The 22,174-nt window shown below is 62.4% G+C and carries 20 protein-coding genes and 1 tRNA gene; 17 read left to right on the forward strand and 4 right to left on the reverse strand.

Annotated features, from left to right (window positions below):
* Positions 1–77: 77 nt before the first annotated feature.
* From BMY91_RS21150 to BMY91_RS21195, 10 genes are all read left to right on the forward strand, one after another.
* On the forward strand, positions 78–1,424 hold the full coding sequence (locus BMY91_RS21150) for a cation:dicarboxylate symporter family transporter (protein ID WP_090825540.1): 1,347 nt from the start codon (positions 78–80) through the stop codon (positions 1,422–1,424).
* 254 nt (positions 1,425–1,678) lie between these two features.
* Positions 1,679–2,578, forward strand: a complete 900-nt coding sequence (locus BMY91_RS21155) for a ParA family protein (RefSeq protein WP_090825543.1) — start codon at positions 1,679–1,681, stop codon at positions 2,576–2,578.
* A 6-nt stretch (positions 2,579–2,584) separates the two neighbouring features.
* A complete protein-coding gene (locus BMY91_RS21160; RefSeq protein ID WP_090825546.1) occupies positions 2,585–3,520 on the forward strand; it encodes a segregation and condensation protein A in 936 nt (311 codons plus the stop codon).
* The gene (locus BMY91_RS21165; RefSeq protein ID WP_090825549.1) at positions 3,513–4,169 is read left to right on the forward strand and encodes an SMC-Scp complex subunit ScpB; all 657 of its coding nucleotides are present in this window, start codon (positions 3,513–3,515) and stop codon (positions 4,167–4,169) included. Before BMY91_RS21160 ends, BMY91_RS21165 begins: the two co-directional genes overlap by 8 nt.
* 152 nt (positions 4,170–4,321) lie before the next feature.
* Positions 4,322–5,533 (forward strand): pseudouridine synthase, encoded by a 1,212-nt coding sequence (locus BMY91_RS21170; RefSeq protein WP_090825551.1) that lies wholly within the window; start codon positions 4,322–4,324, stop codon positions 5,531–5,533.
* 3 nt (positions 5,534–5,536) lie between these two features.
* On the forward strand, positions 5,537–6,643 hold the full coding sequence (locus BMY91_RS21175) for a prephenate dehydrogenase (protein WP_090825554.1): 1,107 nt from the start codon (positions 5,537–5,539) through the stop codon (positions 6,641–6,643).
* Positions 6,643–7,356: a (d)CMP kinase gene (cmk, locus tag BMY91_RS21180; protein WP_090825557.1), complete on the forward strand. Its 714-nt coding sequence runs from the start codon at positions 6,643–6,645 to the stop codon at positions 7,354–7,356. Before BMY91_RS21175 ends, cmk begins: the two co-directional genes overlap by 1 nt.
* Positions 7,346–8,080 carry a lysophospholipid acyltransferase family protein gene (locus BMY91_RS21185; protein WP_175538809.1) on the forward strand — a complete coding sequence of 245 codons (735 nt, stop codon included), beginning with the start codon at positions 7,346–7,348 and terminating at the stop codon, positions 8,078–8,080. Before cmk ends, BMY91_RS21185 begins: the two co-directional genes overlap by 11 nt.
* 10 nt (positions 8,081–8,090) lie before the next feature.
* Positions 8,091–9,641 (forward strand): ribosome biogenesis GTPase Der, encoded by a 1,551-nt coding sequence (der, locus tag BMY91_RS21190; protein WP_014921348.1) that lies wholly within the window; start codon positions 8,091–8,093, stop codon positions 9,639–9,641.
* 141 nt (positions 9,642–9,782) lie between these two features.
* Positions 9,783–9,859 (forward strand) — tRNA-Pro (locus tag BMY91_RS21195).
* Positions 9,860–9,984: 125 nt separating this feature from the next.
* On the opposite strand, the gene BMY91_RS21200 is transcribed toward BMY91_RS21195, so the two are convergent.
* A complete protein-coding gene (locus BMY91_RS21200; RefSeq protein ID WP_090825561.1) occupies positions 9,985–10,431 on the reverse strand; it encodes a MarR family winged helix-turn-helix transcriptional regulator in 447 nt (148 codons plus the stop codon).
* A 173-nt stretch (positions 10,432–10,604) separates the two neighbouring features.
* On the opposite strand from BMY91_RS21200, the gene BMY91_RS21205 reads away from it, so the two are divergent.
* Positions 10,605–11,813: an MFS transporter gene (locus BMY91_RS21205; protein WP_090825564.1), complete on the forward strand. Its 1,209-nt coding sequence runs from the start codon at positions 10,605–10,607 to the stop codon at positions 11,811–11,813.
* Between the two features lie 92 nt (positions 11,814–11,905).
* On the opposite strand, the gene BMY91_RS21210 is transcribed toward BMY91_RS21205, so the two are convergent.
* A complete protein-coding gene (locus BMY91_RS21210; RefSeq protein WP_090825567.1) occupies positions 11,906–12,487 on the reverse strand; it encodes a hypothetical protein in 582 nt (193 codons plus the stop codon).
* Positions 12,488–12,603: 116 nt separating this feature from the next.
* On the opposite strand from BMY91_RS21210, the gene gcvH reads away from it, so the two are divergent.
* The 5 genes from gcvH to BMY91_RS21235 all read left to right on the forward strand — a co-directional run bounded on the left by gcvH (position 12,604) and on the right by BMY91_RS21235 (position 15,673).
* Positions 12,604–12,990: a glycine cleavage system protein GcvH gene (gene gcvH / locus BMY91_RS21215; RefSeq protein WP_090825570.1), complete on the forward strand. Its 387-nt coding sequence runs from the start codon at positions 12,604–12,606 to the stop codon at positions 12,988–12,990.
* Between the two features lie 138 nt (positions 12,991–13,128).
* Positions 13,129–13,605, forward strand: coding sequence for an FHA domain-containing protein (locus BMY91_RS21220; RefSeq protein ID WP_090825573.1), 477 nt, complete (start codon positions 13,129–13,131; stop codon positions 13,603–13,605).
* A 20-nt stretch (positions 13,606–13,625) separates the two neighbouring features.
* Positions 13,626–14,342: a transcriptional regulator FtsR gene (locus tag BMY91_RS21225; RefSeq protein WP_090825732.1), complete on the forward strand. Its 717-nt coding sequence runs from the start codon at positions 13,626–13,628 to the stop codon at positions 14,340–14,342.
* Positions 14,342–14,845, forward strand: a complete 504-nt coding sequence (locus BMY91_RS21230) for a bifunctional nuclease family protein (RefSeq protein ID WP_090825576.1) — start codon at positions 14,342–14,344, stop codon at positions 14,843–14,845. The genes BMY91_RS21225 and BMY91_RS21230 overlap by 1 nt, the downstream gene beginning before the upstream one ends.
* A 234-nt stretch (positions 14,846–15,079) precedes the next feature.
* Positions 15,080–15,673, forward strand: a complete 594-nt coding sequence (locus tag BMY91_RS21235; RefSeq protein ID WP_090825581.1) for a MerR family transcriptional regulator — start codon at positions 15,080–15,082, stop codon at positions 15,671–15,673.
* Between the two features lie 81 nt (positions 15,674–15,754).
* Here the strand turns inward: BMY91_RS21235 and BMY91_RS21240 are convergent, their stop codons facing one another.
* Positions 15,755–16,564 carry a ParA family protein gene (locus BMY91_RS21240; protein ID WP_090825584.1) on the reverse strand — a complete coding sequence of 270 codons (810 nt, stop codon included), beginning with the start codon at positions 16,562–16,564 and terminating at the stop codon, positions 15,755–15,757.
* Positions 16,565–16,867: 303 nt separating this feature from the next.
* Here BMY91_RS21240 and BMY91_RS21250 point away from each other — a divergent pair, with 303 nt between their 5' ends.
* Positions 16,868–20,263 (forward strand): pyruvate carboxylase, encoded by a 3,396-nt coding sequence (locus BMY91_RS21250; protein WP_090825590.1) that lies wholly within the window; start codon positions 16,868–16,870, stop codon positions 20,261–20,263.
* Positions 20,264–20,362: 99 nt separating this feature from the next.
* Here the strand turns inward: BMY91_RS21250 and BMY91_RS21255 are convergent, their stop codons facing one another.
* Positions 20,363–22,174: an AMP-dependent synthetase/ligase gene (locus BMY91_RS21255; RefSeq protein ID WP_090825593.1), complete on the reverse strand. Its 1,812-nt coding sequence runs from the start codon at positions 22,172–22,174 to the stop codon at positions 20,363–20,365.

Here is a 22,174-nt window from a genome sequence, read left to right on the forward strand (position 1 = left end):
GGATATCACACAAGGGCAGCGGATTGGACATCAGTGCAGGACCGCAGCGCCTTACACAGTATCCAAAGGAGAATCCCATGACCTCTCAACGAGGAGAGTCGGCAGTTGCTGCCAAAGCTGGACGCAAGGGGCTCGACAAGTCGCACTACCTGTACATCGCGGTCATCCTGGCCGTCGTGCTCGGCGCGGTCGTCGGCCTGGTGTTCCCGGAAGTTGGAAAGTCCCTCAAGCCTCTCGGTGACGGCTTCATCAAGCTCATCAAGATGATGATTGCTCCGGTTATCTTCTGCACCATCGTCCTGGGTATCGGGTCCATCGCGAAGGCTGCCACTGTTGGCAAAGTGGGCGGGCTCGCCCTGGGCTACTTCGTGGCCATGTCAACTTTCGCGCTGGCGATCGGCCTCGTAGTGGGCAACCTCATCCACCCGGGTGAAGGCCTCAAGCTGACCCCGTACGATCCCACCAAGAAGGCTGACACGAACAGCACGGTGGACTTCCTCCTGGGCATCATTCCCGGTGACATTCCAGTCCTTCCCACTCTTCTTGCCGCGATTCTGGTCGGTTTCGCCCTGCAGAAGATGGGTAAGCAGGGAGCTCCGATCCTCGGAGCCATCGGACACGGGCAGCGACTCGTTTTCCGCATCCTCATCATGATCATGTGGCTGGCCCCGGTGGGCGCGTTCGGCGCCATCGCCGCCGTCGTTGGTGCAACCGGCGCCCAGGCGATCCTCAGCATGTTCACCCTCATGGTTGCCTTCTACATCACCTGCGCACTGTTCATTGTGGTCATCCTCGGAACGCTGCTCCGCGCAGTGGCCGGCGTCAACATCTTCAAGCTCATGAAGTATCTGGCCCGCGAGTACCTTCTGATCTTCTCCACCTCGTCCTCCGAGGCTGCATTGCCCCGCCTGATCGCCAAGATGGAGCACCTGGGTGTCTCCAAGCCGGTGGTCGGTGTAACGGTCCCCACGGGTTACTCCTTCAACCTTGATGGCACGGCAATCTACCTGACCATGGCCTCCTTGTTCGTCGCCAACGCCATGGGCACCCCGCTGGACCTCGGCGCCCAGATTTCCCTCCTGGTCTTCATGATCATCGCTTCCAAGGGCGCTGCAGGCGTCACCGGTGCCGGGCTCGCAACCCTGGCCGCGGGTCTCCAGGCACACAAGCCGGAGCTCCTGGGCGGCGTGGGCATGATCGTCGGAATCGATCGCTTCATGTCCGAGGCCCGTGCTCTGACGAACTTCACCGGCAACGCCGTGGCAACTGTGCTGATCGGTACTTGGGTCAAGGAAATCGACAATGGCCAGGTGGAGCGAGTCCTCTCAGGCAGCGAGCCCTTCGATGAGCAGACCATGATCGCCCACGGTGGCGAAGAAGAGGCTGCTCCTGAGGCCGACACCCGCGAGAAGGCAGCTGTCTAGCAAGGACGGGCGCTCGCAGAACGGATGAGTCGATGGACGGCACCCCGCCGGGGTGCCGTCCATCGACATTTCGCGCACCGGAACAGGAACAAGTGATCAACCTTCGACCTCAACTAGAGGGTCAAGGCTCAACTGCGGAGCAATGTCAAGTTCCCCGAATAACCGTGTCGGGCGCTGTAGCCTAGGTGGGTAGCAGCGCTGTAGCCAGGGGCTCAGTGGCAGGGAAGATCGTCGTCGAAAGAGTGGTTAGATACGTGAGCATCGAACGGGGTTCAGCAACGCTGGAAGGCGCCGAGCTCGATCTGGAAGACGCCATCATGGGGCCCACGGGCCGTCCTCACCGCGAATTCCCGGAACCCGCTCCTCTTGCCTCCCATGGACCGGCCAGGGTCATTGCCATGGTCAATCAAAAGGGCGGGGTGGGTAAGACAACGTCCACCATTAACCTCGCGGCTGCGCTGGCTGAATACGGCCGGCGTGTCCTGTTGGTGGACTTTGATCCCCAGGGTGCGCTGTCCGCTGGCCTGGGCGCCAACCCGCACGAGCTCGACCTCACGGTTTACAACGTCCTGATGGATCGCAAGGTGGACATCCGCGATGCCATTCAGCAGACCGGCGTGGATGGCGTGGACCTCCTTCCTGCCAACATTGACCTCTCTGCTGCCGAAGTGCAGCTCGTCAACGAGGTAGCACGTGAACAGGTCCTGGACCGAGCGCTGAAGAACGTCGAAGACGACTACGACGTCGTCCTCATCGACTGCCAGCCGTCCTTGGGCCTCCTGACAGTCAATGCCCTCACCGCGGCCCATGGCGTCATCATCCCGTTGATTTGCGAGTTTTTTGCACTGCGTGCCGTCGCACTCCTGGTGGAAACCATCGAGAAAGTGCAGGACCGCCTCAATCCGCGCCTGCAGGTGGACGGTGTCCTGGCCACTATGTACGATGCCCGCACCCTGCACAGCCGCGAAGTCATTTCGCGCCTGGTTGAGGCCTTCGGCGACAAAGTGTTCGAGACCGTTATCAAGCGTTCCATCAAGTTCGCTGACGCCACAGTCGCCGCCGAGCCGATTACCAGCTACGCCGGCAACCACATTGGTGCTGACGCCTACCGCCGCCTTGCCAAGGAACTGATCTCGCGCGGCGGCGCGCCGTAGCGGACGGTGGCACCGTCACTTGCCCCGACGGCGGAGACGCCCGCACCGGCGGACGCGGCCGGACCAGCGGTAACACCCGACGCCGGTACCTCCGAAAGCCGTAAGGCCGGCTTCGAAGTTCGGTTGGCAAACTTCACAGGCCCTTTCGATCTCCTGCTCGGCCTCATTTCCAAGCACAAGCTGGACATCACCGAGGTAGCCCTTGCCACGGTCACCGACGAGTTCATCAAGTACATCCGGCGCCTCCAGAAATTGGGGGAGGACTGGGCGTTGGATGAAGCCAGCGAATTCCTGGTGATCGCTGCGACCCTGCTGGATCTTAAGGCTGCCCGCCTCCTTCCTGCAGGTGAGGTGGAGGACGCCGAGGACATTGCCCTCCTGGAGGCCAGGGACCTGCTCTTCGCGCGGCTCCTGCAATACAAGGCTTTCAAGCAGGTGGCCGGCATCATGGGCGAAACCCTGGAGCAGGAAGCGCGCCGGTACCCCCGGCAGGTTGCGCTGGAGGAGCATTTCGCGGCGCTGCTTCCCGAACTCGTCTGGCGGCACACTCCCGGGCAATTTGCGGAGCTTGCGGCCAAAGCACTCAAACCCAAGGACACGGCACCCGCGGAAGTCGGCTTGGACCATCTCCACGCGCCGCCGGTCAGCGTCAAGGAACAGGCCGAGATCATGGGCTACCGCTTGAAGCTCGGTGCGCCGCTGTCGTTCCAAACCTTGATCGCAGATGCCGAGACCACCCTGGTGGTAGTGGCACGCTTCCTGGCGTTGCTGGAGATGTTCCGCGACCGTGTTGTTGCTTTCGAGCAGCCCGAACCACTGGCGCTACTCACGGTTCGTTGGACGGGCGAGGACGCTGGGTGGGATAGTTCCAGCCTGAGCGAGGAATATGAAGCAGGCGCCGAATCGCACGGAACCGGAAGCGGGGAAAACGTCAGTGAGTGAACAGGAAACGGCAGCGGATGGCCTGGCGGAACTCGAAGCGCTGCCCGGAGGCGCACGCGCAGCGCTTGAGGCGGTACTCATGGTCATTGACCAGCCCGCTACCTCAGAAGAGCTGGCCGCGGGTCTCAACGTGACGGTCGCCGTCGTCGAGGATTTGTTGGATGACCTGCAGCGGGAGTATAGCGGCTATACTGTTAAAGCCCCGGACGTGGATGCTGTCGGCTTTGCCGTTGCCAGCACCGAACCCCGGGGTTTTGAATTGCGGAACGTTGCCGGCGGGTGGCGGATTTATTCACGGTCGGACTTTGCCGACATCGTGGGCAGGTTCGTTCTCGAAGGGCAGACCACCAGGCTTACTCAGGCGGCGCTTGAAACACTGGCAGTCATTGCTTACCGGCAGCCGGTCTCCAGGGCCCGGGTTTCCGCCATTCGCGGCGTAAACGTTGATTCCGTGGTCCGGACTCTGACCCAAAGGGGTTTGATTGAGGACTCCGGAAACGATCCTGAATCGGGGGCGGTCCTGTACCGGACAACCTCCTATTTCCTGGAACGGATGGGCATCGGCTCGGTGGCGGAACTGCCCCAGCTCTCGCCGCACCTTCCAGGTCTGGAAGGGATTGACGAGTACTACGACGCCAGCCGGATGTAGCCCCAGGCTTCACCGGCACAGCACCAGAACTTAATACGGATATGCGGCACCGCAACGAGGTGCCACGGCAACAAGGGGCAGACGATGTCTGCCCGGCTGGCTAGTGTTGATTCCAACACCAAATGCCGGCCATTACTACACAAGGACGGGTCATGACACAGGCGGGACGCCAGAGTTCACCACGTAACAGTTCGGGACGCAACAGTTCTGGACGCAATGAGGCCAAGGGCGGCACAGGCCGCTCCAACGCCGGCGGCTTCTCGGGCCGCGGCGGCAGTGCCGGCGCAGGAAAGCGCAACTTTAACCAGGGCGAGGGCCGCCCGTTCAAGGCATCCAAGCCTCGGGAAGCGGCCCCCTTCGATCCCGACAACCCCACAACAGCTGGCGACTACGATCGCGGCCAGGCGGCAAAGCCGGCCAAGCCGTTCCGTAAGCCAGGCTCCAACAAGCCCGGCTTTGGGAAGGCTCCCGGTACTCCCGGAGCTTTGAAGCCAAAGGCGAAGCCCGCCAGACAGTACGGTTCCAAGGCGTTCGGCAGCGAACGCTTCGGCCAAAACCTTGGCCCCATTCGCAAGCCGACCCGCAACCGCGGTCCGCGCCAGGAAGTGCCGCAGTCGGACCTCCACGACGCTGACGGCGTGCGCCTGCAGAAGGTCATGGCCCAGGCAGGCGTGGCTTCCCGCCGCGTGTGTGAGGAAATGATCCTCGAGGGCCGCGTAGAGGTCGATGGCGTTGTCACCACCGAGCTCGGAATGCGCGTGGACCCCACGTCTGCCGTAATCCACGTGGACGGAATCCGGATCCAGCTCGACGAAACACTCGTCTACATGGTCTTCAACAAGCCCAAGGGCGTCGTTTCCACCATGGAAGACCCTGAAGGACGTCCCTGCATCAGCGACTTCCTCAAGAACAACAAGAACAAGGGCGAACGCCTGTTCCACGTTGGCCGCTTGGATGTCGCCACCGAGGGACTGCTGCTGCTGACGAACGACGGCGAACTCGCCAACCGCCTGACGCACCCTTCTTATGAGGTGCCAAAGACGTACTTGGTCCAGGTCCGTGGCCCCTTCCCGCAAGGCGTCGGCGCGAAGCTGAAGAACGGCGTCGAGCTTGAAGACGGTGTTGCTGCAGTGGACTCCTTCCGCTTGGTTGACTCGACCCCCGGCCACGTCCTGATCGAGGTTGTCCTTCACTCCGGCAAGAACCGTATTGTGCGCCGCATGTTCGACGCCGTCGGCTTCCCGGTGGAGCGGCTGGTCCGTGTCAAGGTAGGCCCCATCGGCTTGGGCGACCAGCGACAGGGCAGCATCCGCAACCTCGGCAGGCAGGAAGTCGGACACCTCCTGGCATCTGTAGGGCTCTAGGGCATGTCGGCATTCGGTACGCACGGCCGGGGCCATCTTGATGGTCCGGTCGTCGTTCTCGGCACAGGCTTGCTCGGGGCCAGCATTGGACTCGGGCTGCGCGGCCGCGGGGTTCCCGTGTTCCTTTTCGATCCTTCGCCCACCAACCAGGCGGTCGCGGTGGATATTGGCGCAGGCCGGCCACTGGCGGAGCTGGACGAAGAACCCCAGCTGGTAGTTGTTGCTGCGCCGCCGGACGTCACGGCCGACGTCGTGGAGAAAGCGCTGGCGGACTACCCGTCCGCCGTCGTGGTTGACATCGCAAGCGTCAAGGCCAGTATCCAGGCGCAACTGCGGCAACGTGGCGTGGATCTCTCCCGGTACGTTGGCACCCATCCCATGGCTGGTCGTGAGAAGTCAGGTCCGGTTGCGGCGAGGGGCGAGCTTTTCACCTCCATGCCGTGGGTTGTTTGCCCATCGGAGGAAACCGGAAGCGACGCCCTGCAAACGGCGCGTACGTTGGCCGGGGATCTTGGCGCGATCGTTTCCCAGTTCACGGCGGACGAGCACGATGAAGCCGTGGCCTTGGTGTCCCACTTGCCGCAGATCATGTCGTCCCTCCTGGCGAGCCGACTGCAGGGCACGCCTCTTCACGCACTGTCCTTGGCCGGCAACGGACTCCGGGACACTACCCGGATCGCAGCCAGTGATCCCACTCTGTGGGTGCAGATTCTTGGGGGCAACGCTGAAAAGGTGGTTTCCATCCTGCACGGCGTCCGCGAGGACCTGAACCGATTGATTGGGACACTGGAAGAACCCTTGGCGCCCGGTGCCCGGCTGGACCTGGCGCAGCTCATCAGTGAGGGTAACGCGGGGCAAGCACGGATTCCCGGCAAGCATGGCGGACCTCCGCAGGCGTACTCGTGGCTCACCATCCTGGTGGACGACAAGCCTGGCCAGATCGCGCACCTCCTGACGGAGATCGGCGAGATCGGCGTGAACCTCGAAGACCTTCGGCTGGACCATTCGTCGGGACAGAACGTAGGCATGGTGGAGCTTTCCGTGCTTCCCAGCAAGCATGACCTCCTTGTTGAAGCTTTGACTGACCGTGGATGGCGGGTACTCCAGTAATGACGCGTGAATTCTTTGGCCCGGAAACGGTTGCCCGCCCCGGCAAGCCGCTGGTAATTGCCATCGACGGCCCCTCGGGGTCGGGCAAGTCCAGCGTCAGCAAGGAAGTTGCCCGGCGTTTGAAGCTGGCGTACCTCGATACCGGCGCGATGTATCGCGCCCTGACGTGGTACTGCCTCAAGACCGGCGTTGACCTCCAGGATGGCGCTGCCGTGGAACAGGCTTCCAAGCTGATGCCCCTGGAGATCAGCACCACCACGGTCACGGAGTATGTGGCTGTGGACGGTACGGACATTACGGATGAAATCCGTGATCCTTTGATCTCGTCGTCCGTGAGCGCCGTCGCCACTACCTTGGGTGCCCGCACCGAGCTCATCCGCCGCCAGCGCGAGTTGATCGACCAGCACCACCACCGGATGGTGGTGGAAGGACGCGACATCACCACTGTCGTCGCTCCGAATGCCGAGGTCCGCATGCTCCTGACCGCCAGCGAGGAAGCAAGGCTCCGGCGGCGTGGAATCCAGTTGGGTGGCACGCAAAGCAAGGAAGAGCTCGCCGCCCAGGTTATCCAACGGGATGCCAAGGACTCCACGGTAGTGAACTTCACGCAAGCGGCCGACGGCGTGGTCACGCTCGATTCCTCGGACCTTAACTTCGAGGAAACGGTGGAAACCGCACTGGCGATTGTCAGCAAGGTTATTTATGGTGACTGAGAATGAGCTCCCGGCGCCATGGACCCGCCTGTGGAGCCGGCCCATCGGGTGGATCGTGGACCACGTCATCTATCGGACGTTCGTGGCAGGCAAAAGCAACGTGCCCGCTGCAGGGCCCGTGGTTTTCGCCGCGAACCACATCAGCTTCCTTGACGGGCCAGTGATGTTCGGCGCTTCGCCGCGCCCCATGCACATTCTGGTCAAGAAAGAGATGTTCAAAGGCTTCCTGGGCAAGGTTCTCCGTGGATCCGGACAGATCCCCGTGGACCGGACCGGCGACCGCACCGCCCTGCACCTCGGCAGGAAACTGCTCGACGCCGGACGTTGCGTAGGGATTCTTCCGGAAGGAACCCGGGGGAGCGGCTCGGCAGAAAGCATCAGCAACGGAGTTGCCTGGCTGGCCCTCAACTCGGGAGCAACGGTTATACCGGTCGCCATCCTCGGAACCCGACAGGGCAATGAGCATCGCGACCATATCCCCACACCACGCCGCAAGCTGTATGTCAGCTTCGGCGAACCCATCACGGTGAAGCGCCGGAAGGGCGAACCGGGGCGTGTTTCAATGGACAGGGCGGCTGCGGAGATCCGTGAAGCCCTGGCAGAACACGTCCAGGGCGCCATCCGGGCCACAGGCCAGGGCCTTCCCACAGAGCCTGCGCCCGGAAAACCAACTTCGCAGCACCGCCAAACAGCAGTAGCCGGGACGCCGGCAGACCACCACTAAGGAAAGTGCAATGAGCGATACGACTCAAAAATCCGGCCTCCACGGAGCCGGCGACGACGAATACACGCCCACCGGCACCGACCAGGTGGCTGAAAACCTGGCTGCCTTGGACGATGACGAGGCCGAGCTCCGTGCGGCCACCCTCCGGGCCGGCCTGGACGATTACGATCTCGATGAAGAAGATGCCGCGCTGCTCAGTGGCGAGTACGGCGATGAGGGCGACGAAGGTCCCCTCAAGCTGGATCCAGTCCTTGCCATCATTGGACGGCCCAACGTGGGCAAGTCAACGTTGGTAAACCGCATCCTGGGCCGCCGTGAAGCTGTCGTAGAGGATACCCCTGGGGTTACCCGCGACCGTGTCATGTACTCGGCCCGTTGGAATGGCCGCAACTTCACCCTGGTGGATACCGGGGGATGGGAACATGATGCCAAGGGCATCCACGCCCGCGTGGCTGAGCAGGCCGAAATGGCCGTGGAGCTTGCTGACGCAGTTCTCTTTGTGGTGGATTCCGCCGTCGGCGCGACCGCCACAGACGAGGGTGTCATGAAGATGCTCCGCAAGAGCAAGAAGCCGGTCATCATGGTGGCCAACAAGGTGGACGACTTTGCGCAGGAAGCCGACTCCGCGACCCTCTGGGGCTTGGGCTTCGGTGAGCCGTACCCGGTTTCGGCCCTGCACGGCCGTGGCGTCGCCGATCTCCTGGACCACGTCATGGATACCCTCCCCGAGTACTCTTTGGTGGACGGTGTGGAGCGCTCAGGCGGACCGCGCCGTATCGCACTGATTGGCCGCCCGAACGTGGGCAAGTCTTCTTTGCTGAACAAGCTCGCAGGCTCCGAGCGTGTTGTGGTGGATCCGCTGGCCGGCACCACGCGTGACCCTGTTGACGAGTTCATCGAACTCGGCGACCGCACATGGCGCTTCGTGGATACCGCAGGTATCCGCCGCCGCCAGCACATGGCACAGGGTGCCGACTTCTACGCGTCCTTGCGCACTCAGGCCGCGCTCGAAAAGGCGGAGGTCGCCGTCGTGCTTCTTGCCGTTGACGAGGTCCTCAGCGAGCAGGATGTCCGCATCCTCCAGTTGGCCATCGAATCCGGCCGTGCCCTGGTGCTCGCGTTCAACAAGTGGGACCTGCTGGACGACGAACGCCGCCGTTACCTGGAGCGCGAAATCGAGCAGGATCTTGCCCACGTGGAGTGGGCTCCCCGCGTGAACATCTCAGCCAAGACCGGCTGGCACAAGGACCGGCTGGTCCCCGCGCTGGACATCGCCTTGGAGAGCTGGGACCGCCGCATCCCCACCGGCCGCCTCAATGCGTTCCTGGGCGAGCTCGTGGCAGCCCACCCGCACCCGGTCCGTGGCGGAAAGCAGCCGCGCATCCTCTTCGGCACCCAGGCATCCAGCCGCCCGCCGAAGTTCGTTTTGTTCACCACCGGCTTCCTGGATCCCGGATACCGTCGCTTCATCACGCGTCGCCTCCGCGAAACGTTCGGCTTCGAGGGCACTCCCATCGAGGTCAACATGCGTGTACGCGAGAAGCGTGGCAAGAAGCGCTAATTGAGACGGGCATCACAGTCGAGTTTGGCTGAGATGGCGTTGGCGGCCTCCAACTTCGTGTAAGCTTTTGGAGGTGGTTCGGCCGGACTGCTTAGGTGGGACTCTACGGAGAGAAACCTGGGCGGAGAACGGTAGAACCAGCGGGCTGTAGCGCAGCTTGGTAGCGCACTTGACTGGGGGTCAAGGGGTCGCAGGTTCAAATCCTGTCAGCCCGACCATAAAGGCCGGAATCACGTGGAAACGCGGTGATTCCGGCCTTTGGTCGTTAAAGATCCGAGTGGATCCCACCTGTCCGTTATGCCCGTCTTTCATCGCCGGGCACAACGAACGCGTCGAGGATGACTTAGACCACTTGCAGTGCGCCAAGCGCCCTGACGAGCGGCTCAAGTTCCGGCACCGACTCGGCAGCATCCAGGGCCGCCGCCAAGGTGTCATCGTGGACCGGCTTGGCTGCCTCTAGCAGCTTTTGTCCGGGAACGGTGAGTTCGGTGTAGATGCCGCGGCGGTCGTCGGCGCACAGAATGCGGGTGAGCAGGCCCCGGTCTTCTAGGCGGTTGACCAGGCGGGTCGTTGCACTGCTGGACAATGCGGTGGCGCGGGCGAGTTGCTGCATCCGCATGTGCCAGCCGTCCTGCCGGCTCAATGCATCCAGCACTGTGTATTCGACCACAGACAGGGCACTGGAAGCCTGGAGCGCCTTCTCCAGTTCTGCTTCGATGCTTCCGTGCAGGGCGGCCAGGGTTCGCCAACCCTGTGCCCGTACTTCTACGGCGTCATCCTTGATGCCCATGTCTGCTGTGCTCCTGCCTTGCCGTCGAGTGGTTCATGACGCATCCAAAAGTAGTTGCTTGCGCAAGTACCTAGCGTGTGCAACTATATATAAAGCGTCTGCAACTATTATTCTACGGTTCCCGGCGGCGCACTTCCACTTTTCCGAGGGAACCACCCATTAAGGAGCTTCATATGCCCGCAGGGTTGATTGCCCTAGCCCTCGGCGGATTCGGCATTGGACTGACCGAATTCGTGATCATGGGCCTCTTGCCCGAGGTTGCTGCCGACTTCCAGGTCAGCGAGGCATCGGCCGGCTGGTTTATTTCCGGCTATGCCCTCAGTGTCACCGTCGGCGCCCTCTTGGTTACGGCCGCAGTGACCCGGTTGCCGCGCAAGCCAGTTCTGATCGGCTTGCTCGTTCTCTTTATCGCCGGCAACTTCCTGTCCGCGATCGCCGATAGCTACACGGCAATGCTGATCGGCCGCATTGTCGCAGCACTGTGCCACGGTGCCTTCTTCGGCATTGGCTCGGTTGTGGCGGCCAGTCTGGTGCCGGCCCACAAGAAAGCCGGGGCCATCGCCATCATGTTCACCGGACTCACCGCCGCCAATGTGCTGGGTGTGCCGTTCGGAACCTTGCTCGGCCAGAACTTCGGCTGGCGCTCCACGTTCTGGGCCATCACTGCGATCGGCGTCGTTGCGCTGCTCGGCATCGCACTCATGGTCCCTAAAGCCAGTACAGAGCCCACCAAGGGTCTTCGCAGCGAACTGGGAGCATTCAAGTCCGGCCAGGTATGGCTCTCAATTCTCGTGACCATCCTCGGATTTGGCGGTATGTTCGGGGCCTTCACCTACATCGCCTTCACGCTGACTGAGGTTTCCGGGTTCGAGTCCAGTGCGGTGCCCTGGCTCCTGGTTCTCTTCGGTGGCGGCCTGTTCGTTGGAAACTTCCTCGGTGGGAAGGCTGCCGACAAGGCTTTGGATAAGACCCTCATCGTCATCCTTGCCGGGCTGGTGGTGGTGCTGGTCTTCTTCGCCCTGACCGCAGGCAGCAGCATTGCCACGCTGATCTCACTGGCGCTCATGGGCGGCTTTGGCTTCGCCACCGTTCCGGGGTTGCAGATGCGGGTCATGCACTTCGCTTCCACGGCCCCCACCCTGGCCTCCGGCGCGAACATTGGGGCCTTCAACCTGGGGAACGCCCTAGGAGCCTGGCTCGGCGGCGTGACCATCACCGCCGGTCTCGGCTACACCTCGCCGATTTGGGCCGGTGCCGGTATTACGGTCGCCGCGTTGATCGTCATGGTGGTGGCTGCTGCAGCAGCCAAGCGTGGGGAAGTTGCGGCACCTGCTGCAACGCCCGACGTCGAACGCGAACCGCGCGAGGCGCCTGTCGCCTGACGCTGGGCAATGGTCCAACGGAACGCTGACCAAGCTGACCACTGATTAAAGAAGGAAGCCCGCCGCGGACCACCGTGGCGGGCTTTCGCGTCCTAAACGTTGAGTGTGGGGTCGGGCCTTTCCGCCTCCGCCTGCTTCGCTGCCCTGACGCGCTCGCTTTCTGCCTGCTTCAGCACTTTCATTTGCTTGCCGCGCCGCCGCCACAAGGCCCAAAGGACCGTGACCCCTATGAAGACCACCACAGCGGCAATGGCAGAAACGGCGGTCCAGGTTGTGAAGAACCCTGCATCCACGCTCAAGGTGCGCTGGCCGGCATGGGCGGACTCTGTCGTTCCGAACGCGATGCCGGCCGTAAGCAGGTTGGGTGTGGCGATGGCTACGGCCACCAGGAGGATAACGATCTTCCATGGCCATGTCACGGCCTTGCGTGTGGCCTGCCAGGCCACCAGCAGGGGAATGAAGGTGAAGACGAAGCCGTAAAACATTCCCACCAGGACACTGGCCCCAAGGTCTCGTCGGATTTGACCGGCGATGACATCGGACCACCAGCGGGGGAGGATGGCACCCAGGATGAAGTAGGCGGCCACAGCGACAAGCAATGCCACCAGGATCAGGATAATTTTGACGCCCCAATTGCGCTTTTTCTGAGCTGGTACTTGTGCTTGTTCAGTCATGGGTCAATCATGGCAGAGACCCCATCAGGCGCAGGGGAAATGTGCCTATACTTTCAGCGGTGGCCAGCAGCGCGGCCGCCGTCGAGGTTCGTAATTGTCCCGATGAAAGGCCACCAGTGAGCAATATTCCAGAAGAACTTTCGTACACTGCGGAACACGAATGGGTGACCGCCCCCGATGCCGACGGGGTGGTGCGGATTGGCATTACCGACTTCGCGCAGGACGCCCTGGGAGATGTCGTCTATGCCCAGATGCCTGAGCCGGGGACCAAGGTCAAAGGCAATGAGGTTGTTGGCGAAGTTGAATCCACCAAGAGCGTCAGTGATATCTACGCCCCGGTCAGTGGCGAAGTCATTAATCGCAATGACGCTTTGGACACCGATCCCGCGCTGATTAACTCGGACCCGTACGGTGAAGGTTGGCTCATTGAGGTAAAGCTTGCCGAAGCTGATGCAGTGGATTCCCTGCTCAGTGCATCGGAGTACGAACAACAGGTAGGCTAAAGTTATCTGGCCCGCCAAGCTGTTTTTCCTTCCATGGAAATGCGGTAGGGCGGGCCAGCAACCGATTTGCCCGGCGGTACCGGGAGGTGGAAGTGGCCGGCAAGGTTTGGATTTGCCGGCAGATGAGGAGGAAATTCCATGGTTGGCGGCGAACAGAATCAAGCCAATGTCGGGAACGGCGCGGAGGAACAGCCGACGTCGGAGACCACCTCGATCAGCATCACGCCAACGTGGGACGAGCCGAGCACTGCCCCCAAGTTGGCCCCTGAGGAGCGCGCGTCCGTAGATGCACTTCCGCCGAACTCGGCTTTGCTCATTGCCCACAGCGGTCCCAACGCAGGAGCCCGTTTCCTGCTTGATGCGGATACCACCACGGCAGGCCGGCACCCGGACGCTGACATCTTCCTCGATGACGTCACTGTGTCCCGCAAGCACGTCCAGTTCATACGCTCAGCGTCCGGCTTCGAGTTGGTGGATATGGGTAGCCTTAATGGAACGTACGTTAACCACGACCGCGTAGACCGTGTGCAGCTCAAGAGCGGCAATGAGGTCCAGATCGGCAAGTTCCGGTTGACTTACTACCTGAGCCCTGTCCGCGCAGCAGGCCAAGTCTGACGGGGTATCTGCCTGTGGCTATTGCCCAGCCGGACCGCCGCGGACCGCAGGTCCTGAACATTGGGGAAGTCCTCGCGCAATTGAGCGACGACTTCCCGGGGATGACCGCGTCCAAGATCCGTTTCCTGGAGGAAAAGGGGCTCATCAATCCCAAGAGGACCCCGGCCGGCTACAGGCAGTATGCGGACCACGATGTTGAGCGCCTCCGCTTTGTCCTCGCGCTGCAGCGCGACCAGTACCTGCCGCTGAAGGTCATCAAGGATTACCTGGATGCGATTGACCGCGGTGAGCGGCCGGAGAATCTTCCTCCCGGCGTCACGGTTTCGCCCAGGGTGGTCTCGGCCGAAATGGCTGCGGACGTGCAGGGTCGCGCGCGGGCGTTGACAGAGGACCAGTTGCGGGCAGAGTCAGGCGCGAGTGTGCCGCTGTTGGAAGCACTCTTGAGTTTTGGCCTGATCAGTCACGTGGGTGGGCGGTTCGATGAACACGCGCTCCAAGTGGCGCGGGCCTGCGTTCAATTGGAGGGGCACGGCCTTGAGCCCCGCCATCTCCGCCCCTTCCAAGCTGCGGCTGAGCGCGAGTTCGGCCTGGTGGAACGAGCTGTTGCGCCGCTGACCTCCCGCCGCGATGCCGCTTCACAGGCGCGCGCTGCGGAAGCAGCCCGTGAGATCAGCGACCTCTGCCTCACGCTGCACCGCGCACTCGTTCACGACCGTATTTCCCGGATGGACAGCTGATGATTGAGGTCGAAATCGTCGGCGTCCGGATTGAATTGCCGTCCAACCAACCGTTGGTACTTCTTCGTGAACTCAACGGTGAGCGGCATGTCCCCATCTGGATCGGTACCCCGGAAGCCAGTGCCATTGCCTTGGCCCAGCAAGGTGTCGTCCCGCCCCGTCCCATGACGCACGACCTCTTGGTGGACGTCGTCGAGTCCCTGGGGCACTCCATCATCAGCGTCAACATTGTGGCGGTGGAGGACAACATCTTTTACGGACAACTGCAGTTCGACGACGGAACAGTGGTCAGTTCGCGCGCTTCGGACGCGCTTGCCTTGGCGCTCCGGGCCAAGTGCCGCATCTGGTGTGCCGATGCGGTGATGGACGAAGCTGGTGTCCGCATCACCGAGCATGATGAAGGCGAGGATTCGGAGCCGGATCCCACAGTGGACGAAGAACGCGAAATGCGCCGGTTCCGCGAGTTCCTGGACGACGTGGAACCAGAGGATTTCGAAGGCTGAGCCACCCTAAGCCTAAAGTTGAGGGTGAAACTTTCGACACGACCCGAATTTGGGGCCAAGGTCTTTGACCTCGGCCCTCGTCGGGCCTAACGTCGAAGGTATCAAGTTCCCGTTGCATACACTGCCTGCGCAAGTCACACTGGAAGGTGCGGACTTGCGGGAATTACACTGCTGCATTTCATGTTGCGTCAGGGTATGCACCGTCCCCAAGGGAACTGAGAACAAGGAGGTCACGTGAGTCCGAAAGGCGAAGCAGGCGAGCTGAAGCAGTCCTCTTCCGGTATTGCTGCGCCCGCATCCGGCGCCCAGGGTTTGCTCTTCACAGAGGACCTTCCCGTGCTGGACGAGGACGCGGGTTACCGCGGTCCCACTGCATGCAAGGCCGCGGGAATCACGTACCGCCAGCTCGACTACTGGGCACGCACGGGTCTGGTTGAACCCGCAGTGCGCGGCGCCGCCGGTTCCGGGTCACAGCGACTCTATGGTTTCCGGGACATCCTGGTCCTCAAGGTGGTCAAACGACTCCTTGATACCGGTGTTTCGCTGCAGCAGATACGCACCGCCGTCGAGCACCTCCGTGAGAGGGGCGTCGAGGACCTTGCGCAGATCACGCTCATGAGCGATGGCGCCAGCGTCTACGAATGTACCTCTGCGGACGAAGTCATCGACCTCGTGCAGGGCGGACAGGGCGTCTTCGGCATCGCCGTTGGACGCGTATGGCGGGAAGTTGAGGGAAGCCTTGCCGCGCTTCCGAGCGAGCACGCCGCCGAGCAGTCCTTTCCGGACGACGAACTGAGCAAACGTCGCGTGGCGCGCCGTATTGGCTAGAACGCCAGCTACAGAATTTCACTGAGAGAACGGAAGCCCCGTCCCTGCTGGGACGGGGCTTCCGTTCTTAAGGTTTGTACCTCAGCGCTGGCGGCGGTCCCGCAGCGAAGGCTGCCCGGCCAGAAGGCTCTGCAGCAGGGCATCGAAGAGCTTGGCGGAGTTTTTGGCTGAATCTCCGGGCCAGTGGTGCACGGAATGGGCTGCACCCTGGATCTGCTGCCAGTTGGCCTGTTCAGGAATATGGGGTGTCAACAGCAACTCACCGAACATGGACTCCATCTCTGCCAAGCGGAAAGTGTGCTCTGCTGAGCCGGTCCGCACACGGTTGGCAACGATTCCTGCAGGCGCCAGATGGGGAGCAAATTCCTGCCGGAACAACTGAATGGCGCGCATGGTCCGTTCAGTGCCGGCCACGGAGAACAATCCAGGCTCGGCCACGAGGACCACGCGGTCGCTGGCACTCCAGGCCATGCGGGTCAGACCATTCAATGAGGGAGGGCAGTCCACCAGGACAAGCTCGTAGTTGGTGGTTCCGGCCAACACGGCAGAAAGCCGGCGGAGATCGCGGCGGCCCAGGTCCGGGCGGTCATAGATCCCGGTGAAGGCGGAACCCACTGCAACGTCCAGCGTGCCGTCGCTGGAACCGTTGGAGACCCAGCTGCTGCCCGCCACGTTGTCCTGGAGCCTGGCCTTACGCGGGCTTTTCAGCATCCGGCCAATGTCCAACTGGCTGCCCGGCTGAACACCGAGTGCCGTGGTGGCGTCCGCGTGGGGATCGAGATCCACTACCAGAGTAGGAATTCCGGCTGCGAGGGCCGCGGACGCCAGACCAGTGGTCACGGACGTCTTTCCCACTCCACCTTTAAGGCTGCTGATGCTGACTACTTGCACTTGAAAACCCAAAACCTAACGCCGGTTGCCGTATCGCGCTGATTCGGCTCCGGAAGCGCCGGAGCCGGGGCTTGCCGAAGCCCCCTCAACATCATATGGTGCACAGCGGCCGAATCCCGCTTTCTACGCGCCCGGCCGAGGGGGAGAGGGGTGAGCATTAGCATGCCGTTGGATCGCGCGCACGCATATACAGCCCACATGACGAATCCTTTGTGATGGTTGCCACAAAGATTTGTGTTTGATGCTGGCGGCACTACACACTGTGACCACCGACCGATCCACCCGCAATGATGCAGGAGAAGTATGTTTTCGAAAATTCTGGTGGCCAATCGCGGCGAAATCGCGATCAGGGCGTTTCGCGCTGGTTATGAACTGGGCGCCAAGACCGTAGCCGTCTTTCCGCATGAGGACCGTAACTCGATCCACCGGCAGAAGGCCGACGAAGCTTACCTGATCGGCGAGGTGGGCCACCCCGTCCGCGCCTACTTGGACGTAGAGGAGGTTGTCCGCGTCGCCAAAGAAGCCGGCGCTGACGCCATCTACCCCGGTTACGGCTTCCTCTCGGAGAATCCGGACCTCGCACGCGCAGCCAAGGCCGCCGGAATCACTTTCGTGGGCCCGCCGGCAGAGGTACTGGAGTTGGCAGGCAACAAAGTGGCTGCCCTGGAAGCTGCCCGCAAGGCAGGCGTGCCCGTCCTGAAGTCCAGTAAGCCGTCCAAGGACCTTGACGAGCTCATTGCGGCCGCTGACCAGATCGGGTTCCCGATCTTCGCCAAGGCAGTCGCCGGCGGTGGCGGCCGTGGCATGCGCCGCGTGGAGACTCGCGAAGCCCTTCCTGAAGCGCTCCGGTCGGCCATGCGCGAGGCCGATGCGGCCTTTGGTGATCCCACGATGTTCCTCGAGCAGGCAGTGTTGCGTCCCCGGCACATCGAAGTGCAGATTCTGGCTGATGCAGAGGGCAACGTCATGCATCTCTTTGAGCGTGACTGTTCACTGCAGCGCCGTCACCAGAAGGTGGTGGAAATCGCGCCGGCGCCGAATCTGGATGAGAACATCCGCCAGGCGTTGTACCGCGACGCCGTTGCCTTCGCGAAGGCCTTGAACTACGTCAACGCAGGAACCGTTGAGTTCCTGGTTGACACCGAAGGTGAGCGTGCCGGCCAGCACGTCTTCATCGAAATGAACCCGCGCATCCAGGTTGAGCACACCGTGACCGAAGAGATCACGGACGTAGACCTGGTCCAGGCACAGATGCGCATTGCCTCAGGGGAGACCCTTGCGGATCTTGGCCTCAGCCAGGAGTCGGTATCCATCAAGGGTGCAGCACTGCAGTGCCGCATCACCACCGAAGACCCCGCCAACGGCTTCCGGCCGGACGTCGGAAAGATCACCGGTTACCGGTCAGCCGGCGGCGCCGGTGTAAGGCTCGACGGCGGTACGGTTTACTCGGGTGCTGAGATCAGCCCGCACTTTGACTCCATGCTGGTGAAGCTGACGTGCCGCGGCCGTGACTACCCCGCAGCCGTTGCGCGTGCCCGCCGTGGTTTGGCCGAGTTCCGCATCCGTGGCGTATCCACCAACATCCCGTTCCTGCAGGCCGTCCTCGCGGACCCTGATTTCAACGCCGGCAACGTGGCCACGGACTTCATCGACAAGCGCCCGGAACTCCTCAAGTCGCACATTTCGGCTGACCGCGGCACCAAGCTCCTCACGTGGCTGGCCGAGGTCACCGTGAACAAGCCGAACGGTGAGCTGAAGGTCCACTCCGATCCCGCCAGCAAGCTGCCGGTCATTGATGCTCCGGTTCCCACCTCAGGTTCGCGCCAGAAGCTGATCGAGCTTGGACCCGAGGGCTTTGCCAAGGCACTTCGCGAACAGCAGGCTTTGGCCGTGACGGATACCACCTTCCGCGACGCACACCAGTCGCTGCTTGCCACGCGAGTGCGCACCCGCGACCTCGTGGCGGCAGGGCCGGCAGTTACCGCGCTCCTCCCGGAACTTCTTTCGGTGGAAGCCTGGGGCGGTGCCACCTACGACGTAGCGCTCCGATTCCTCGGTGAGGACCCCTGGGACCGTTTGGCGGCCTTGCGCCAGGCACTCCCGAACACCTGCATCCAGATGCTCCTCCGCGGCCGCAACACTGTTGGCTACACGCCGTACCCGGAAGAAGTGACTGAGGCGTTCGTGAGCGAAGCAGCGGCCACGGGCATCGACATCTTCCGCATCTTTGACGCACTCAATGACGTCAACCAGATGGCCCCGGCCATCCGGGCAGTGCGCGCAACCGGAACCGCAGTCGCTGAAGTGGCACTGTGTTACACCGGCAACCTCCTTGACCCCAACGAGGACCTGTACACCCTCGACTACTACTTGAACCTCGCCCAGAAGATCGTCGACGCCGGTGCCCACATCCTCGCCATCAAGGACATGGCTGGGTTGCTCCGCCCTGCGGCAGCGGCAAAGCTGGTCACGGCCCTGCGCGAGCGTTTTGATCTTCCCGTGCACCTGCACACGCACGACACCGCCGGTGGGCAGCTTGCCACGCTCCTGGCTGCCGTCGATGCCGGAGTTGACGCCGTTGACGTCGCTGCCGCGTCCCTTGCCGGAACCACCAGCCAGCCGGCCGCGTCGGCGCTGGTGGCAGCATTGGCCAACACGCCACGCGACACCGGGCTCAGCTTGACCAACGTGGGCGCCATGGAACCCTACTGGGAAGCCGTGCGCCGCGTCTACGCGCCGTTCGAGTCCGGCCTGCCGGGTCCTACAGGGCGCGTCTACCAGCACGAAATCCCCGGTGGCCAGCTGTCCAACCTTCGCCAGCAAGCCATCGCCTTGGGCCTGGGCGAGCGGTTCGAAGCCATTGAGGACATGTACACGGCGGCAGACCGCATCCTCGGCCGCCTGGTAAAGGTAACGCCGTCCTCCAAGGTGGTGGGTGACCTCGCCTTGCACCTGGTAGGCCTGAACGCCGATCCTGCGGACTTCAATGAGAACCCGCAGAATTACGACATTCCGGACTCCGTTATCGGCTTCCTCTCCGGCGAGCTGGGAGATCCTCCCGGAGGCTGGCCCGAGCCGTTCCGCACCAAAGCCCTCCAGGGCCGCAGCGTCAAGGTGCGGGACGTGGAGATCAGCGCAGAAGACAGCGCTGCGCTCAAGGGTGATTCCAAGACCCGCCAGCACACGCTGAACCGTCTCCTCTTCGCAGGACCCACCAAGGACTACCTGAAGAGCGTCGACACCTACGGCAACATCTCCGTCCTGGACACGCGCGACTACCTCTACGGTTTCCAGCATGGCGAAGAGCACGTCATCGAGTTGGAGAAGGGCGTCCGCCTCATTGCCCAGCTTGAGGCCGTATCCGAGGCTGACGAAAAGGGCATGCGCACGGTCATGTGTACGCTCAACGGCCAGTCCCGCCCCGTGGTGGTCCGTGACCGGTCAGTGGTCAGCAACGTCAAGGCTGCCGAAAAAGCCGATCCCGCACAGCCCGGACAGGTTGCCGCACCGTTCGCAGGTGCCGTGACCGTCACTGTCAAGGCCGGCGACGTCGTCAGCGCAGGCGACACTGTGGCCACCATTGAGGCGATGAAAATGGAAGCGTCCATTACGACGCCGGTAGCCGGCACGGTGTCCCGCCTGGCCATCTCCGCGGTGGAACAGGTACAAGGCGGCGACTTGCTGCTGGTAATCGGCTAGCAACGGCCAAAAAAGTACCCCGTCCGGGCATTCCCGGACGGGGTACTTTTTTGTCTGGCTGTTCTTTATGCCGGCCACCGTGGTCCTGGCCGGATGGAGTCAGGAGGCGCGGGGTGCCGAGTACATTTCCTCGATCACAGTGTCGAAGTCCTTCATGACCTGTGCGCGCTTGACCTTGAGGGACGGGGTGAGGTGCCCGGAAGCTTCCGTGAAATCCGCCGGAACGATCCTGAACGACTTGATGGCCTCTGCCTGGGACACGGATTGGTTGGCTTTGGTGATGAGCTCCTGCACGGCGGCCTTCACCACGGCGTGATCGGTGGCTTCGGCCAGCGTAGTGCTTGACGGTAGTCCGTGGCGTTCCAGCCAGCCCGGGAGTGCTTCCTCGTCGAGAGTGACCAAAGCGCCAATGAAGGGGCGGTTGTCTCCAACTACAAGGACCTGGGAGACCAGGGCGTCTGCGCGGATCTGGTCCTCCAGCAAAGCAGGCACCACATTCTTGCCACCAGCTGTGACGATGATTTCCTTCTTGCGGCCTGTGATCTTGAGGAAGCCATTGCTGTCCAGTTCGCCAATATCGCCGGTGCGGAACCAGCCATCGGCAAAGGTTTCTTCCGTCAGGTCTTCGCGCTTGTAGTAGCCGCGCATGACGCACACACCCTTGGCCAGGATTTCGCCGTCCTCGGCGATCTTCACGGAGTTGCCAGGCAGCGGGGCACCTACGGTACCGATCCTGATCATGGAGGGCGTGTTGACGGAAATGGGGGCCGTGGTTTCCGTCAAGCCATAGCCCTCCAGAATTTGGAGGCCGATGCCCTGGAAGAAGTGCCCCAGGCGTTCGCCCAGGGGTCCGCCGCCAGAGACAGCGTGGGCCACGTGACCGCCCATGGCAGCCCGGAGTTTCCCGTAGACCAGTTTGTCGAACACAGCGTGCTTGATTTTCAGGCCGATGCCCAGGGAACCTGACTGGCGCGCTTTGGAGTAGGCAATCGCGGTATCCACTGCCCGGTGGAAGATGGCGCCCTTGCCGCCGTCTTCGGCCTTGGTCAGAGCCGAGTTGTAAACCTTCTCAAAGACCCGCGGTACCGCCAGGATGAAGGTCGGCTGGAAGCTCTGGAGATCAGCCAGCAGATTCTTGATATCAGGGGTGTGCGCCACTTTGACGCCACCAGCCACCGCCAGCACCGAGATGAAGCGTGCGAAGACGTGCGCCAGTGGGAGGAACATGATGGTCTTGGCGGACTCGTTGATGATCTCGGGCAACGATGCCCGGGCGTTTTCCGACAATTCCACAAAGTTGCCGTGGGTCAGTTCGCAGCCCTTCGGCCGGCCAGTGGTGCCGGAGGTGTAGATAATCGTGGCGACGTCCGTGAGGCCGGCCGCGGATCGTCGGGACTCAAGCTCGTCGTCAGGTACCCCTGCACCCGCCGCGCGCAGGGCATCCAGGCCAGCGCCCTCGAGTTGCCATACGTTGGCCACCGAACTGATGTCCTCGGCTGCCACTGCCTGGCGGATGACATCCTCATGGTGCGCTGCCTCGCCAAAGGCGGCCACTGCGCCGGAGTCACCCAGGTTCCACGCCACCTGAGACGGTGAAGACGTTTCATAGATCGGGACGGAGACGGCGCCGGCAAACCAGATGGCGAAGTCCACCAGGGACCATTCGTAACGGGTTCTGGACATGATGCCCACCCTGTCGCCCTGGCCTACTCCGCTGGCAATGAGGCCCTTGGCCAAGGCCCTGACGTCTGCCAGGAAGTCCGTGGCGCGGATGTCCTGCCACTGCCCGCTCTTGTCCAGCTTGGAAAACAGGGCGGGGTTGGATTCCTTGCCTGCTTCCCGGATCACGAGGTCCGTGATGTTGGTTTCCGGGGCGATGTTCACGAGGGGAGGAACACTGATTTCACGCAC

The sequence above is a fragment of the Arthrobacter sp. yr096 genome, from assembly GCF_900108925.1.
GTDB lineage: Bacteria > Actinomycetota > Actinomycetes > Actinomycetales > Micrococcaceae > Arthrobacter.

What these genes read in the sequence shown, in the direction of transcription:
- BMY91_RS21150 (WP_090825540.1), top strand. Translation starts at nt 78, where the DNA reads ATGACCTCTCAACGAGGAGAGTCGGCAGTTGCTGCCAAAGCTGGACGC.
- BMY91_RS21170 (WP_090825551.1), top strand. Translation starts at nt 4,322, where the DNA reads ATGACACAGGCGGGACGCCAGAGTTCACCACGTAACAGTTCGGGACGC.
- BMY91_RS21175 (WP_090825554.1), top strand. Translation starts at nt 5,537, where the DNA reads ATGTCGGCATTCGGTACGCACGGCCGGGGCCATCTTGATGGTCCGGTC.
- cmk (WP_090825557.1), top strand. Translation starts at nt 6,643, where the DNA reads ATGACGCGTGAATTCTTTGGCCCGGAAACGGTTGCCCGCCCCGGCAAG.
- BMY91_RS21185 (WP_175538809.1), top strand. Translation starts at nt 7,346, where the DNA reads ATGGTGACTGAGAATGAGCTCCCGGCGCCATGGACCCGCCTGTGGAGC.
- der (WP_014921348.1), top strand. Translation starts at nt 8,091, where the DNA reads ATGAGCGATACGACTCAAAAATCCGGCCTCCACGGAGCCGGCGACGAC.
- BMY91_RS21200 (WP_090825561.1), bottom strand. Translation starts at nt 10,431, where the DNA reads ATGGGCATCAAGGATGACGCCGTAGAAGTACGGGCACAGGGTTGGCGA.
- BMY91_RS21205 (WP_090825564.1), top strand. Translation starts at nt 10,605, where the DNA reads ATGCCCGCAGGGTTGATTGCCCTAGCCCTCGGCGGATTCGGCATTGGA.
- BMY91_RS21210 (WP_090825567.1), bottom strand. Translation starts at nt 12,487, where the DNA reads ATGACTGAACAAGCACAAGTACCAGCTCAGAAAAAGCGCAATTGGGGC.
- BMY91_RS21220 (WP_090825573.1), top strand. Translation starts at nt 13,129, where the DNA reads ATGGTTGGCGGCGAACAGAATCAAGCCAATGTCGGGAACGGCGCGGAG.
- BMY91_RS21230 (WP_090825576.1), top strand. Translation starts at nt 14,342, where the DNA reads ATGATTGAGGTCGAAATCGTCGGCGTCCGGATTGAATTGCCGTCCAAC.
- BMY91_RS21250 (WP_090825590.1), top strand. Translation starts at nt 16,868, where the DNA reads ATGTTTTCGAAAATTCTGGTGGCCAATCGCGGCGAAATCGCGATCAGG.